Origin of the sequence: Thalassoglobus sp. JC818 (assembly GCF_040717535.1) — a bacterium.
In the GTDB taxonomy this organism is placed as follows: domain Bacteria; phylum Planctomycetota; class Planctomycetia; order Planctomycetales; family Planctomycetaceae; genus Thalassoglobus.
Window position 1 is genome coordinate 403,004 of sequence record NZ_JBFEFI010000003.1, and the last position, 15,142, is coordinate 418,145.

The window sequence follows — 15,142 nt, forward strand, 5'->3', positions numbered from 1 at the left end:
ATGGTTTCGAGGTTATTGAACGAATGATTCGAGTGCTTCCCGAAGATTCTCCCGGGCCCTCGACAGTAATGACTTCACAGCTTGAGGGGATAATTCCATTGCTTCGCCGATGTCGGCATAACTCATCCCTTCAAAGCGATGAAGCAAAACAGCCATCCGTTGCCGTTCATTTAAAAGCGACATCGCAGCTTGGACTCGATCTTGTAACTCGGATTTTTCGAACTGTCGGGTTGGCATCAGTGAGGAATTTTCAGGAAGCCGTTCTTCACCGAACGCCACGGGTTGTGAACCGCTCAGCGATTGCTGGAACTGAACTTCCTTCTTGCGACCTTTGGAACGTCTCGAGTTACTGGCCAGATTGTGGGCAATCTGAAAAATCCAGGTCGAGAGTTTTGCGGTCGGTTGGTATCCCTGTTTGGCTCGATAAACGCGAAGAAAGACTTCCTGGGCGAGATCTTCCGCCAGCGAAGAATCGGCAAACATATTTGTGAAAACACCGACCAGCCGGTTTTGGAACCGCTGGACTATCTGTGCAAACGCACCATCGTCCCCGTCCTTGACTCGCAACATAAGTTGCACGTCAGGATCGTGGAGATAGGAAGGCTGGCTCAGCGAAGATGTCACCACTCGCTTTACGATTCTTTGCTCACAGGACTTCTCTCTCCGACTTGTCACATACAATTGAAACCCCGGAAGAGATCGCGAGTTTCGATTGTCCCTAAAGGTAACCAATTTTTATCGTAGCTGGCAATCAGGCTGTGAAGTAGCTCGCAGTTTGCCTAGATTGCTGGAAACTCAGCTTCGATGAATTTCATGGATTTCAGATGTCTCTCAGCACCTTGCCGCTCAGCTATTGCACAAACGTTCATCCTGGAAAAACCGTCGAAGAGATTGCTTCTGGTCTGACAAGTTTCACAATCCCAGCACGGCAACAACTCGGAGAGCGGATCGCAGCCGGCCTGTGGTTGCCAGCTTCGGCCATTTCGCAGATCGAGGAGGACTCCTCAAAAATCTCCCAGTTGCAAGACGTTCTCAACGAGGGCGAACTCGTTTGCTATACGCTGAATACGTTCCCATACGGGAATTTTCACAGCGAAAGAGTCAAAGAACAGGTCTATTTGCCTGACTGGACGACTCAGGAACGGCTCGACTACACGATTTCCTGTGCGAACGTTTTGTCAGAGCTGATGCCGGACGGCACGGAAGGCAGCTTGTCGACAGTTCCCCTCGGGTTCAAAGGATTTGAAAGACCATCTGATTTTGACGGTCAATGCATTCAAAAGTTGTTACAGCTTGCGGAACACCTTGATCGACTGCATGATGAAACCGGAAAAGTCATCCGACTGGCAATCGAGCCGGAACCGTTGTGCGTTCTCGAAACGACACCGGAAACGATTCAATTCTTCGAGAAGTTGTTCACCCAAGCTGAAAGTCAGGGGCTAGACCAGATCGCGAGGCGGCATCTCGGGGTCTGTTACGACGTCTGCCATCAAGCTGTCGAATTCGAAGACACTGCCAAGTCGATTGAAGATCTAACGGCCAAGGGGATTCGGATCAATAAGGTACACATCACCTGTGCCATCGACGTGAAGAGTCCATGGGAACGGCCGGCGGCACGAGAACAGCTCAAGCAATTCGTAGAGCAGCGGTATCTGCATCAAAGCTTCGCCAGATCCGCGAGCGGAATCGTGTCAGTGACTGATCTCTCGGCGGATCTGTGTGACAATCCCCCGGAAGACTTCCAGAATGCAGACGCATGGAGAATCCATTTCCATGTGCCGGTCGATGCGGAAGCGATCGGCGAGCTGGGGACAACTCGACCGGATCTCGAGAAGGCACTGTCTGCTGTTGCGAAGCTTGATTACGCACCGCATCTCGAAGTGGAAACGTACACTTGGAACGTACTTCCAGGAGAGCGAGACATTCCGCTGGTCGAAGGACTGGTCGGAGAGTTGCGAGCGACTCGCGAACTGCTGAAGCGAATCGGCAGCGACTGATAGCGCTGTCGATGGAGAATCTGTCGGGGATTGATAAGAAGTAGGCCAAAAAATAAGGCGACCCACCGATGAGGAGGGTCGCCTTTTGTTTTCAGATCTCAGGGTTTGTTGCACCTGAGATGATCCAGCGTTCGCGAGATGTGCGAATGCATGGGAGACTTGGTCGAAGTCGACAAGTTTCTGGAGAGATGCCCACGCTGCCCGGTTTGTTTATCCTGGGCATTCTCAGAGGCGCAGTCTTCGAGACACAGTCTCGGGGACACAGCCTTACTTGTCTTCGTCTTCGTCTTTCTTCTTCTTCTTTTTCTTACCAGCCACAACTTTGACGATACGGACTTTCGGCAAGCCGTATGGACTTTGAGAGTCGATCCATCGGTCCTGCTCTTTCAGCTTTTCGATGCGCTCGCTTCTCTTCAAGACGTTGCGTGATCGAGCCAGCCGGCCGCCACCTCGTAAACTCTTGTCAACACTCATCTTAGCACACAGATTAAAGGCAATTGAGAGAACCGACCGACACATCATCAGCCGTCCCCGAAAATTCAGGGTCGTGAAGATTAGTCGATCAGGCAAGTGAAATCAATGTTTCGAAGCGATTTCTCGCTCGGAGACTTGTCGAGGCTGTTGTTCCTCCAGTTCGGCCGTTCGTATCGTAATTGGGGGATGCGAATTTAGGGGAGATCGGTAAGTGCTCGTTCGGCAGATTCTGCGATAAGTCGATTTCTCCGATTGGCTCTGGTCGGTCCAATTCCGGCGAGCCTGACCGGTACTTCAATACGAAGACTCGCAGGGTTCATGCTCGAACTCAGGTGGCTTCGCTGAGCTAATTATCGTTCGAGAGGAGAGTGAGTTGAACGACTTGATTCATTGCACGGATTTCCTGCACAGTGCATGAGTCTTGCGGTCGAATTGCATCACTTGAACTCGAAATCGACGAGAGAGTTCTCAATCACTAGCTGTCTCTGGGCAGTCTTGAAACGATTCGAGTGTCGTTCAGGCATCGAAGCAGGTGAGGAGAAAGCGGTGTTCGTCGTCGAAACTTCTGGCTTTCGAGGCTGGTTTTCTCCCGGAGATTGTGGCAAGAATGAACTTGTCGTTTCACAGGCCAACCGATATTCAAAGTCACATCACTGAAATGCGTGATTCGAAGATTCCTTCATTTCCCCTCACACTTCCCCTCAAAATTCTCCTGATCCTCGCCGAGCTCGGAATCCTTTTCGGATTCGGACTGGCAGCGTCGGTCGAACCTGACCCACGTGGATTCGGAACCCACCAGCAATTCGGACTTCCTCCGTGCACGATCCGGACACTCTTCGGAGTCAACTGCCCCAGTTGTGGCGGGACGACGAGTGTGGCCAACTTTGTCCGTGGACGTTGGATCACTTCGGCGAAAGCCAATCTGGCGGTATTCCTGCTGTCACTGACCTGCCTGGCGTCACTGCCATGGGGGATCGTGAGTTTGCGAAGCGGAACGTTGTTTGGGATTGAAGATCCGACCAAGGTTTCCCTGTTCCTGATGACGGTGATCATTGGTGTCGCTCTTCTTCAGTGGACAGTCCAGTTTGTTTGGTTTTAGAACGTTTCAAATTTGGTTTGCACTGACTCGCACGAGCAATCTCAGCCTTAGATGAGTGAGTGAGCACACGCGAGTGCACTGGAAAGAGCAACTTGCTCTGCCGCCGCCAGTTCAACTTAAGTTTGTTGCTTCATTTATTCCCTCCCCGGCGAGCACGATGCTCGCTCAATGGTGAAGGACCACCAGATGCCGGAACAGCCGACATCCAGTCACTCGCGAAATCATTCTCGCCGCATTACGCGACTTATGTTGTGTGCTGCCCTGTTGGTCGTTTCCACGGGTTGCATCAACTCGCTGGTGATGATGGGAAAAATGATGATGGGCGATCCGGTTCAGACCTCCGGTTTTGAGCTGGCGACCGGGATTTCCCTGGAAGATGAAAACAAGCGAATTCTGATCCACTGCACCTCTCCATCGTATGTGCAATCTGAATATGACTCACTCACTGCTGACTTGCAGGATGAAGTAATCCGCAGGATGAAGCGCAGAGGAATGGCAGTCCTTCACCCGGATGCTGCTGCCAATATCCTTGATGCAAATGGCGGAACGTTCGACCCGGATCTGCTGGCCCGGAAGATGCCCGATGTGGATTACATCATGGTGATCAACGTGAACAGCTTTCAGTTCCGAGAAGATCACAGCCCGAACCTGTTTCGGGGACGCGCCAGCGGAAGTGTTGTTGGCTACGAAGTCATTGGCGAAGACACGATGAAGTCGACGCTGCGTGTCTACGATCAGGAATTCCGAACGACTCATCCCACCTCGCATCCTGTCACGACAGACCAGATGCCTCAGAACGTCTTCATTCGCCGATTCATCGATCAAATGGCCGATGACGTCGGTTGTTCGTTCTACCGCGTGAGTCAAGGTGATCTCTTCGCGAGATAACCAATCCCGTCTTGCTTCCTCACAAATCGCAGTACTCGATCCCCCAAGCTGAACCATGAACCGTATTCATATGACTCCATACCTGTTTGGAAGAGCCCTCCGGAGTTTGGTGCTGGTGTGCCTGCTTGGATTGACATGCTCAGGGTGTTCGCAGTTTGTGATCATCAGCTATCTCCTCCACGGTCCACCATCGATCGAACCTGACTTCGACGCAGAGACCGGCGAGTCCTTAAGCAACCCGGATATCAAAGTCGCCGTCGTCTGTTTCGCACCGACCGAACTTCAGTGGAAGTTTCCTCAAATCGATGAACAGGTCGCGACCTATGTGTCGGGACGACTGTCACAGAACCACATCACCATGATTCATCCCGACTTCATCAAAGCCTGGGTTGATGAGCACCCGGACTGGGAGCGGGCGGAAGAAATCGGAGCTGAGTTTGACGCCGACTACGTGATTGAAATCGAACTGGCTGACTTCTCTCTGCACGAAGGAACCAGCACCACTTTGTATCGGGGTCAAACTGAAGCTTACATCCACGTCGTGAAAGTCGATGAGGATGGATACGGAGACCGGATCTTCACCAAGGAACTCGACTTCGTCTTCCCGACACGCGTGCCGCGATCTTCTTACGATCAGTCACTCTCGTCGTTTCAACGGGAGTACCTCTCTCGCCTCAGTGAGCGAATCGGCTGGATCTTCTACGACCGCTTCCATGGAGACATGATCGGCTGGGCGAACTAGGCCGTTCCTGCCGCCTTGCTGCACTCGCTTGAATGCAGGCTCTCAACATGCTGCGTGTGAAGCTGGAGTGTCACTGCGGAGCGAGTTTGAAAACTTCGAGACCATCGTGAACCGTTAAGCTAGCGCGGTGATCAAATAAAAGAAGGCGACCTGTCACGTGGACGGGTCGCCTTCTTCCGTTCTTCGGTCACAGAAAACGTTGGCTTATCCCACCAGCTTCACGTTCTCGGCGCGTGGACCCTTTGGACCCTGACCGCGTTCAAATTCAACTTCCTGTCCTTCAGACAAATCCTCAAATCGGCAGCCCTGCAGTGAAGACATGTGGAAGAACAGATCTCCTTTGTCAGTTTCGATGAAACCAAACCCTTTTTCCGCAAGTTTACGGATGCGACCAGTGGCCATTTCAGTACTCTCCAAAATCCAAGTAGTGGTGGGTGGTCCTGTGGTCAGGACCAAGAAGTGGGTTTGGAATGGAAACAGTTCCATTCCGAATTGAGACCGAAAAAATCGGTCAAGACTCCGAATCAGACTCGCCGGATTCCGGTGAGTTTGTGATTTCCTGATGTTGTGTTTCTTGTAGTTTGTGCTGGTTCGCACAGTTCGGGCAGACAGCGGCTTCTCGAACGATCTCCGATCCTTCTCCACCTTTGTCAAATTTCGACTTTCCTCCGGAACTTCTTCCTCTTCCGCGTGGGCCTCCTCGTTCCATCGGCTGGCGGCCACGTTCGACATACGTTTTTGACCGAGTTACCAGGGTGACACGACTGGCACGCACTCCGGCTGGGACAACTGCCTGACACAATTCGCAACGAAACACTCATTTCTCCGGTTGATGGTTCTGCCGCGATCTCTTTCAGATGAACTCGCGCCAGAGCCACGGATTTCGGGTTGGGATAAACTCCTTAACTTCAACCGAACCGGAGCCCAAAGTGTCTGATCACTCCAGCATCCATAACTGGACAAAAACGCACCGACGACAGCTGAAACCGTTCTCATGTTGAACTCAAAAACTAAACGACAATTTGAACTGCTGCCGTCCAGACCACCAATCCCCGAAAAGACCCGCGAAAGAATTCGCTGGCCGATGGGAATTACTAGCTGCGATGAATCTTGAAGCAAAGTTACTCACCGGGAGACTTCGCTTGAGATGGGCTGCCACTGAACGACTTCCGCGAATGATATTGTTGGGGCGGAGGCAACGTGTGAGCCAATGCTCATGCACGAGCAGTCGTTGTGAGACATTCCATCGACTGATCAGGTGAACGAAACATCCCCGTTCACGAATACTGGGTCGAAATGCTTGGAAGAATTGGGTAAGACGTTGATGGCCAGTTCTCGAGCAGTGAACTGGGACGTCAAGAGAGAACAGAATGGTGTTTTGGGAAAGTGACACTGAGGGCCGAAAGAGAACGGTCGATGCCCAGAAAATTCCGCAGATCAGCAGCCAAAGTGACTGAATCAATTTTAGAACAAACCCGAAGCAAACTTCAGTCGGCAGCAAAACAGAACTTCCCAAACGCACTTAAACCACAAGCGATCACAGGACTCTGCCGTCTTGCAGACAAGGAAATTCGATTTCCCGGACCCCAATGTGGAAAAGCCCAGCGTCAATGCTGTGACAATTCAATAACTTTGGTTGATTAGAGCACGTCTTTCACGAAAAGGCAATTCCGGTTTTTGCACAAGCGTCGTTATTCACTAACTTTTCGTAAACCCATCGACGTCGTCAGCACCTGGCTCAAACGTGTTGATTCGCTTTCAGTCAGCAGCCCAATTGCTCGGGACTCGACATCCGTCGAAACATGCCACTGACTCAGCACGTCGAACATTCTCTCGCTGGAATCGGAGTTGATTCCATATTCACGCTTGAGTTCACGAGCTTCGTCTGGAGGAAGGTCCTGGAATTGACTCAGAAGCAGAAAGTGTCCATTGCTGACGTAATCGAGGTGCAGTTTTTGAAGTCGATCTGCTGATTCACCGCTGGGAGTGAACGGACAATTGAGTGGACCGGTCTCAATGAATCGACTGGCGACCGTCGGTTGTGATCGCACCAGCGTCGCAGCTGTTTCGCAGACAGCGTAAACGATGCTTTCGTCGAGATAGTCAGACGCAAAACGCTCACGTGCGAGATACCGATCCCAGAATGTCAGCAGCAAGTCGATTTGAACTTGCGGAGGGACACTCTTGAGAAACGGAACCTGCGTCAGGTAGCCGAACCCGGAATGATCCGTCAGGTCGATCTGATGAGCGAGAGTCAATCTTTCCTCGGTTTCCAGAATTGCGATTCGGAAAGCGATGAAGACGTCTTGCGAGAACGGGAGTGATTTCGATGAGAAGGTGATCATTTCGAAACACTGTGGCAAACCCCGTACCCGATCACAACAGTCTCTTTTGCAAATCACCTATGATTCGCGCAACATTCTATGGTAGAACATGTTACAGAATGACTCTCCGGAATCTGTTGCCAGTCTTCTCTAAACCCCCTGTTTCCGAAGATCAACACGAGAACAGGGCATGTTTGAGGATGTTGCCAGTTTGCGACCTTGAACACAGAAGGGCGTACCTGTTCGTGGGCAGAACATTGAGTAGAATCGAGTTCCAAGGTTTCTTCTCATTCTTCAACGGTTTCCAAGCAATGACTTTCAGGGTTCCAGGTTTCGCTCTCCGATTCGTTTCCGTCCTCCTTTTCATGGTGGTTGTGCTTCTGGCACAGACTGGACGCGCTGAGATTGTGGAAATTGTCGGCGAAACCATGGGAACCACTTACTCCATCAAGTGGGTGACAGAATCCGACGCAGACGCGGCAACCCCCGACCGAGAAGTCATTCACAAGCTTGTTGATCAGCGTCTCGATGAAATCCTGGCGATGATGTCGACTTATGATCCTGAATCAGAGTTGTCGCGATTCAATACGCAGACCTCGACGGAATGGTTTCCCGTTTCGGCAGAGACAGCAGAAGTTGTGGAAGCTGCCCTCGAGGTGTTTCGGGTATCAGGAGGGGCTTTCGATCCGACTGTCGGTCGACTCGTTCGGATGTGGCGGTTCGGGAAAGATCCGGCAGCGGATGGTATTCCCTCTGAAGAAGAGATTGAGTCAGCGATGAAAAGCGTGGGAGGTCAGCACGTGTCCGTGCGACTGGACCCGCCCGCGATTAAGAAGTCTCTACCGGATGTTGAGCTCGATCTTTCCGCAATCGCCAAGGGATATGGTGTTGATGCCATCGTCGAGCTGCTGGGCGAACAGGAGATCAAAAACTGTCTGGTCGAGATTGGTGGAGAAGTTCGCACTTCAGGCCGGAAAGGAGATCAGCCCTGGCGGCTCGGAGTCGAACGCCCCAGTTCACTCAACCGAGAACTTCAAGCGACTGTCGACCTTGAAGATCAAGCACTCGCGACATCCGGAAACTACCGCAATTTTTTCGAGTACGATGGCAAGCGGTACTCGCACACGATCGATCCGCGAACAGGCTGGCCGGTCAAACATCATCTTTCGTCTGCCTCAGTTGTCGCAGATAGCTGCATGCTCGCGGACGCATGGGCGACGACGCTCATGGTTCTCGGACCGGAAGAAGGCCAACGACTTGCTGATCAGGAAGGAATCACTGCCTACCTGATCACTGAAAATGAATCGGGAATCGAGAGGTTGTCGACGACTGCAGGTGCGGGCAGCTTCGTCGAAGTCGATCCCGGCAATCTTCAAGGCAACGGTCAAGAGTCTGCGTTGACCGTCTTTCTGATCACGATCCTCGTGTTCTCGCTGGCACTTTCAGGTTTGGCGGTCGGAGTGATTTTCTCCAATCGTGCCCTGAAAGGAAGCTGTGGAGGTGCTGAGGGGCTGAAAGACGATGAAGGTCGTTCGATCTGCGAAATGTGTACAACTCCGCCCGAAGAGTGCGATCAGTTCAAGCAGCAACTGAAAGAGAAAGTGGCCAGCTCATCGAAGTCATACGGTGAGTCCGACTCTGAAGCATCTCTGTAGAGCACGCTTCAAAATGAATGGTGCGAAATTCTCGTAGCAACCTCCCCAGCGAATCTGGAGAAGTTCTCAATGTGTGACGTGCGACCTCTCGAGCAGGCGTCGCTTCAACGACAGGTTCACGCCACGGGTGGAATTTCTTCCGACAGTGATCGGAGCACGTTGGCGTCGATAATGGGAAGTTCGTCCGCTTCCGCAGCGATCGCAGCGAGTTCGGCCAACCGTCTCAGTCGATTCAAATCTCCATTGGTGAGCTGATGAGCGACTGCGGCAGCGTCAGAAGAGAGTTTGACGTCGACATTCTTACGGGCCAGCTCACCCGCCAATTCCTGAACTGACTCCTGAGGTGAGAGATTTCCGATCTCGACTTTCATCCAGGCGTGCTGGGCGAGAACTGTTCGAAGAGGTTCTCTCAGCGATTGCCATGAAGTGAAGATCACGGGAACTGTCCCCCGGATCAGCGTGAGGATCCGATCGATTGCCGGAATGAGTGATTCGTCGACAAGTTCAAGTCCGGAGAGAATCAAGCAGCGGCGAACTGGAAGCAGCTTCGAAGAGGAAGCGAAGTTGGAAATCGCTGACCATTGGTCGATCTTTCGACTCGAGCGAACCGGTCGAACTCCGAGTTCCGTCGCGATCAACTCAGGAAACTCGTCCGCTGAGACTCCGGCGAGGTGAATCTGTTGAGCAGTCTGCCCTTCTTCGGAGAGTGAGCGAAGAAGATGTTGAGTGACGGTCTGCAGCTGCACTGCGCTCGAACCGACGAGAAGACCTGCACTCTTTCGAGACACGAGATACTTCAGGCGTTCAACTGCCTCTTCGAGTTGGCTTTCTGGTGAACAGAATGCTTCTTCCGGACGAATTGTGCCGATCGTATCCATGATCATTCTCCAGATTGCTTAATGCAATCCCCCAGCTTCTCAATGAGAGTGTGATGAGCAGAGGCTCGTGTTTTTACACGAGCGAGGCTGCATTCTTTAGAGCAAGTTGCTCTTTCCTGTGCACTCGCTTGCACTGTTTCATAAGTAAAAAGGCTGTGCTTGATCGTGCATAAACAATCAGAAAATGCTTGGTAAGACACGACATCAGGCGAATGCAGCGAGACCACGAAAATGGTCCATCTCCGCTATTCGTACTTATCGTCATTTTCGGAACGAAGATGCATCGGAATCGGCCATTGCCTGCTGAGTCGTTCAGTCAAAGTCTGAGATTCCGAAATGATCTGAACGGCAACTTGGCGGCAGCGATTAAGTGCGATCGCGGTATTCATCAAAAGAAACACGTTCAGCAGCGTCGAACACGTAAACGCAGTCGGTCTACTTGAGTCGATTTTGTACAAACTCGGAAATTCGTCGAAAGTCATCGGGAGTGTCGACATCCCAGTGAATTGAGGGATCGTCAACCACAACTTCGAGAACTCGTTCAGGAAATTTTTTGACAAGCCAGTTCAATCCGGAGTCAGCCGGGATTTCATCCACTTGAGAAACGACATCCCACGGAAAGATGACTGGATGTCCGCGCCGACCTTCGAAGATCGGGAGAACAATACGATCCGGTGCGGCGATCCATTGAACGACAAGTTTGTACAGCACATTCTTTGCGACGAAGGGATAATCCGCAGGAATGAGCAGAAGCCCGTCTGATGTGTTGTGGCACGCGCTCTGCCCAATCTCACGAATTAGACGTTCAACGCTTTCTCGCATATCTCGTGTCGGAACTTCTGTCGTGACAACTGTGGCGGTTGTCGTCTCTAAGCAGTCGATCAACGCGGTGTCTTCAGCCCTGACGAGAATCGAAATTGAAGCGATTGACGGATGCTGAAGTTGGTCAACGAGGTGTCGGATCAGCGGCTGCCCCGCGATCGGCATGAGCAGCTTCGGCTCTCCCATCCGACGACTGAAACCCGCAGCCGGAATCGCTGCATGCAGTGCCGCGTCAGTCTGACGCTCCGATTCTTTCACAGTGAATCCAGTAGTGAGAACACTTCCGTTGATCAGTGATATTGATCAACGGAAGTGCAGGTTTGAATCAAGTGAGGGAGTTCGTGTCGCTTGATACGATCAATGACGCGAGTGTGCTGTTTCAGGCTTGCAGCTCAGGCTGACAAAACCGCTCCAGCGCGAGGTCTTTGATTCCACGCAGATCGAGTTTTCCCGTTCCGAGAACAGGAATGGCATCGACCTCGACGAAGCTTTCACGAGATGGAAGCCAGATCTTGGGAAGCCCGGTGTCGGAGAGTTGCTTGATGGCTTCTTCGGGAGTGATGTGCAGTGATCTGTGAAGCACAACCAACTTTTCACCTTTTCGATCATCAGGCACAGCTGTGACAGCCAGAAGGATTTCTCCTTCTTCGTCGTTGCAATCCTGACAGATACGATTCAGTTCCTGTTCGATCCGAATGTGCGGAACCATTTCGCCACCGATCTTGGAAAACCGGCTCTGCCGTCCAGTGATCGAAACAAAACCTTCATCGTCGATGGAGGCGAAGTCTCCGGTGCAGTACCAGCCATCTTTGAGGACTTCAGCAGTTCGCTCTGGTTCGTCCAGGTAACCCTGCATCACGTTAGGGCCTTTGATCAGCAGTAAACCTTCTGCTCCGATTCCGCGGTCTTCTCCGGTCTCCGGATCGACGACTTTGGCTGTCACTCCCGGCAACGGTCGACCGACAGTCCCAAGCTTTGTGCCACGCTGGACGACTTCTGTCGATCGATGATCCGGAATATTGACCGCAGCCACGGGCGACAGTTCGGTTGTTCCGTAACCTTCGGTCGGAAGAACTCCGAACTTGGCTTCGAAGTCGCGAGCAAGTTGTTCGGGAAGTTTTTCGGCACCAACAACAATCAGATCGAGCGACTCAAGTTGTTCCTTGTCGCAGCGTCGCAAGTACATCTGCAAGAACGTTGGCGTCGCCATGAGAATGGTCGCCCGGTTTTCCTGGCACAATCGACCGACAATTTTGGCATCAAGCGGATTGAAGTGATAAATCCCTCGCACGTTGTAGCACAGTGGCAGCCACATACATGCTGTGTAGCCGAAGGAATGGAAGAAAGGCAGAACACCGAGCAAAGCGTCGTTGTCATTCAGATTGAGAAGATGGTCGACCGCTTCAATGTTCGCTCCGACATTGCTGTGTGAAAGGACGACACCTTTGGGCTCACCTGTCGAACCGGAAGTGAACACGATCGTCAATGTTTCATTCGGATCGACCGAGTTCAGCCCCAGTGAAGCTTCGAGGGCGGAGGCAGGCATTGCATACGCACCGAATGCTCCGGCCGCTTTGTCGACTGCTGAAACTTTTTCCTTGAGATCTTCAAGGAACACGAACTCCGCGTTCTCGAGGTTGTATGGTTTCTTTTCGAGGAACTTGCGACTGGTCAAGACATGTCGGATGCCAGCGCGATTCACGCAGTAATTCAACACATCTTCTGAGAGTGTGTAGTTGAGGTTGACGCTGACTCGCTTATCCAGAGCGAGAGCCATGTTCGCCAGGCATCCCCCCACAGATGGAGGCAGCAGAACACCGACGGTTTTCTCATCTGGTGCGAAAACTTCTCGACGAAGCACGCGTCGAAATGCGAGTGAGCCAGCCAAAAGCTTCCCACCATTGAGCGTTTGTTTGGTCGAATCGGTGACCTTCGTTCGCCCTTTGTTGGCTTTGCAGTGACGAATGAATCTCTTGGCGGGAATGGGTTGTCGTGTCATGTCCATTAGATTTGCCTCGGCTCCGAGCTCTTCCACTTGTTGTCTGACAACTGCAGGATCTTGTACGTCGTAAATCGGTTTTCCGAAATGGATATCAACGGGATATCGCCACTTCTTCGGCCACTTCCAAAAGAGTTTTCCGCCCCGCCAACTGAAGATGCTGCCCCACAATCCATGCAGATTGACCGGGATGATGGGGGCGTCAGATCCCTGAATGATCTTGAACATCCCTCGCTGAAACGGCTGCATCTGTCCGGTGCGGGTTAATTGACCCTCAGCGAAAATGCAGACGAGTTCTCCATCTTTGATGGCGTCCTTCGCAATTCGGAGCGACTTAACGAGCTCTTTCGGGCCGCGACTGGCGTCGATTGGAATGACTCGCATGACTTGGCCCAGCCGACGGAGGAAAGGCTTCTCGGTGAAGTCGGCGTAGATGACGAAGCGTATCATTCGTGAGGATGAAATCATCATCAGAATCCCGTCGACAAAGCTCACATGATTCGGAACGATGAGAGCCGGACCTTTCTCCGGGATGTTTTCTCGACCGAAGATTCGCAGCTTGTAGACGGTATGAGTCATCAGCCACATGAAGAATCGGAACGAGAGATCCGGAACGACAAAGACGACATACCATGCAACGGGAATCGTGATGAGTCCGCCGATCAGAAAGATATTCAGCGGGGAAATATTGAGTACCTCGCGGAGAAGCAGAAAGACACCGGCGGAAACCACGATGCAGACATAGGAAATCAAATAGTTCCCGGCGAGCACCATGCCGCGATTCTTGCGATCACTGCGGAACTGCAAATATGCCTCGAGAGGAACGTCGTACAAGCCGGCGCTTCCACCCAAAAGAAACAGGCCGAGGCACGAACCCCAATACGCGAATTGCTCTTTCGGAGGGTATTCCGGCGAGTACATCCAGCCAGCAAGCACGAGGAAGAATGAACTGGCGACAATTCCCACCGCTCCGATCGGAACGATTCCCAATTCGACTTTTCCTTCGGACCAATACCCAGCGAGCACCGATCCGCACCCAACACCGGCGATGAGGATTCCGAGAAGAATTCCAACGTCAGATTTACTGAGCCCCAGAATCAGTTCGCCATAAGGATTGATGTTCTGTTGTGAAAGCGAGCCCAGAAACATGAAGAACGCGATTCCAAGAGCCGTTTTCAGAAGTCTTGGATCCGAAAAGACCGCTCGCAAAGGAGGGACCATGGCGGTAATCGGATTGATTTGCAGCTTCGCGTGAGAATCACCTGCTCCTGCTGTTCGAATTACGAGACTGGTGATTGTGCCTGCAACAGCCAGTCCCACTAGAATCATGGAGACTGCTGACAAATCTTGAATGTTGCCAGCTCCGAGAGTGGGACGAGCCCAGTCATATAGAGCAAACCCAGCGACTGTTCCCAACCCGATCGCCAGGATCGAGGTCAGCTGCATGATTCCGTTTCCTTTCGAGAGGAGACGGGTCGGCAGGATCTCGGGGATACTTCCAAACTTCGCCGGACCGAACAGGGCGCTTTGGCTTCCGAGCAGAAAGACGACGCTGAACAAGGCAGTGACGTTTCCGTAAAGTATGGAGAGGACCGCCATCAGCATGATGCCAATCTCGGCAACTTTGAATGCGATGATGACTGATCGTTTGCTGAATCGGTCCGCCAGCCATCCCGCCATCGGAGAGAAAATCAGAAATGGAACCGTCAGGCAGACGGTCCCGATCGCGATGGCGTTTGACTGTCCAACGACTTGCTCGGCAATCGGGACGGACAACCATCTGAAAAGGTTGTCATTAAACGCCCCGAGAAACTGTGTCAGAACCAGTCCAATAAAGCTGAGCGAGGTCAGCGACCCGTTCTCACGCGTGGATTCGCCGAGTTCATCTGTTTGGACTTCAGCCGAATTCATACTGTCGTCTCTTGTCCGAAGAAGTTGTGAATTTAAGAAATTGTCTGGGTCGTTGTCATCAACTCATCCGGGTGAACACTGGGAGGTGTTGATCCAGCCCATCGGGCTGGGAACAAGAACAGCGACGAGTTCGATTGGCCATGTTCTTGGCCTCTGCACGCTCGCCGGTACTTGTTTCGTTCGATGAATGCTGCGGTTGCCTGCGTCAATCGCTGAAAACCGAAGACGATGATGCTTCAGGAAATCGGCGACCTTTTCCGGAGAATATCACGCTCTTGTCTATGCAAAAACACCACTTTTCCCAAACCGGCATAGCTGGTGCACAAAACGGACCAGTTTTCGGCGTTTCGGCG

At 52.1% G+C, this 15,142-nt stretch carries 12 protein-coding genes; 5 read left to right on the plus strand and 7 right to left on the minus strand.

All coding sequences use genetic code 11. From position 1 onward, the window contains the following. Positions 1-12 precede the first annotated feature (12 nt). Complete coding sequence (locus AB1L42_RS09470) at positions 13-624, minus strand: sigma-70 family RNA polymerase sigma factor (RefSeq protein ID WP_367053706.1); 612 nt, start codon at positions 622-624, stop codon at positions 13-15. 200 nt (positions 625-824) lie between these two features. On the opposite strand from AB1L42_RS09470, the gene eboE reads away from it, so the two are divergent. Beyond that, a complete protein-coding gene (gene eboE, locus AB1L42_RS09475; RefSeq protein ID WP_367053708.1) occupies positions 825-1,997 on the plus strand; it encodes a metabolite traffic protein EboE in 1,173 nt (390 codons plus the stop codon). A 267-nt stretch (positions 1,998-2,264) separates the two neighbouring features. Here eboE and AB1L42_RS09480 read toward each other — a convergent pair whose 3' ends face one another. Then, positions 2,265-2,471 carry a small basic protein gene (locus tag AB1L42_RS09480; RefSeq protein ID WP_367053710.1) on the minus strand — a complete coding sequence of 69 codons (207 nt, stop codon included), beginning with the start codon at positions 2,469-2,471 and terminating at the stop codon, positions 2,265-2,267. Between the two features lie 658 nt (positions 2,472-3,129). On the opposite strand from AB1L42_RS09480, the gene AB1L42_RS09485 reads away from it, so the two are divergent. The 3 genes from AB1L42_RS09485 (at position 3,130) to AB1L42_RS09495 (ending at position 5,200) form a co-directional block, all read left to right on the plus strand. Continuing rightward, complete coding sequence (locus AB1L42_RS09485) at positions 3,130-3,570, plus strand: DUF2752 domain-containing protein (RefSeq protein WP_367053712.1); 441 nt, start codon at positions 3,130-3,132, stop codon at positions 3,568-3,570. 186 nt (positions 3,571-3,756) lie between these two features. Further along, the gene (locus tag AB1L42_RS09490) at positions 3,757-4,458 is read left to right on the plus strand and encodes a hypothetical protein (RefSeq protein ID WP_367053714.1); all 702 of its coding nucleotides are present in this window, start codon (positions 3,757-3,759) and stop codon (positions 4,456-4,458) included. A gap of 55 nt (positions 4,459-4,513) precedes the next feature. After that, a complete protein-coding gene (locus AB1L42_RS09495) occupies positions 4,514-5,200 on the plus strand; it encodes a hypothetical protein (RefSeq protein WP_367053716.1) in 687 nt (228 codons plus the stop codon). A gap of 204 nt (positions 5,201-5,404) precedes the next feature. Here the strand turns inward: AB1L42_RS09495 and AB1L42_RS09500 are convergent, their stop codons facing one another. Both AB1L42_RS09500 and AB1L42_RS09505 read right to left on the minus strand, forming a co-directional pair. Further along, complete coding sequence (locus AB1L42_RS09500) at positions 5,405-5,602, minus strand: cold-shock protein (RefSeq protein ID WP_146507982.1); 198 nt, start codon at positions 5,600-5,602, stop codon at positions 5,405-5,407. A 1,289-nt stretch (positions 5,603-6,891) separates the two neighbouring features. Then, on the minus strand, positions 6,892-7,545 hold the full coding sequence (locus tag AB1L42_RS09505; RefSeq protein WP_367053718.1) for a hypothetical protein: 654 nt from the start codon (positions 7,543-7,545) through the stop codon (positions 6,892-6,894). Positions 7,546-7,835: 290 nt separating this feature from the next. On the opposite strand from AB1L42_RS09505, the gene AB1L42_RS09510 reads away from it, so the two are divergent. Then, the gene (locus tag AB1L42_RS09510) at positions 7,836-9,179 is read left to right on the plus strand and encodes an FAD:protein FMN transferase (protein ID WP_367053721.1); all 1,344 of its coding nucleotides are present in this window, start codon (positions 7,836-7,838) and stop codon (positions 9,177-9,179) included. 116 nt (positions 9,180-9,295) lie between these two features. Here AB1L42_RS09510 and AB1L42_RS09515 read toward each other — a convergent pair whose 3' ends face one another. The 3 genes from AB1L42_RS09515 to AB1L42_RS09525 all read right to left on the minus strand — a co-directional run bounded on the left by AB1L42_RS09515 (position 9,296) and on the right by AB1L42_RS09525 (position 14,789). After that, positions 9,296-10,057, minus strand: a complete 762-nt coding sequence (locus AB1L42_RS09515; protein ID WP_367053723.1) for a hypothetical protein — start codon at positions 10,055-10,057, stop codon at positions 9,296-9,298. Between the two features lie 435 nt (positions 10,058-10,492). Then, positions 10,493-11,137, minus strand: a complete 645-nt coding sequence (locus tag AB1L42_RS09520) for a nucleotidyltransferase family protein (protein WP_367053725.1) — start codon at positions 11,135-11,137, stop codon at positions 10,493-10,495. Positions 11,138-11,258: 121 nt separating this feature from the next. Beyond that, complete coding sequence (locus AB1L42_RS09525) at positions 11,259-14,789, minus strand: acyl-[ACP]--phospholipid O-acyltransferase (RefSeq protein ID WP_367053727.1); 3,531 nt, start codon at positions 14,787-14,789, stop codon at positions 11,259-11,261. Positions 14,790-15,142 lie beyond the last annotated feature (353 nt).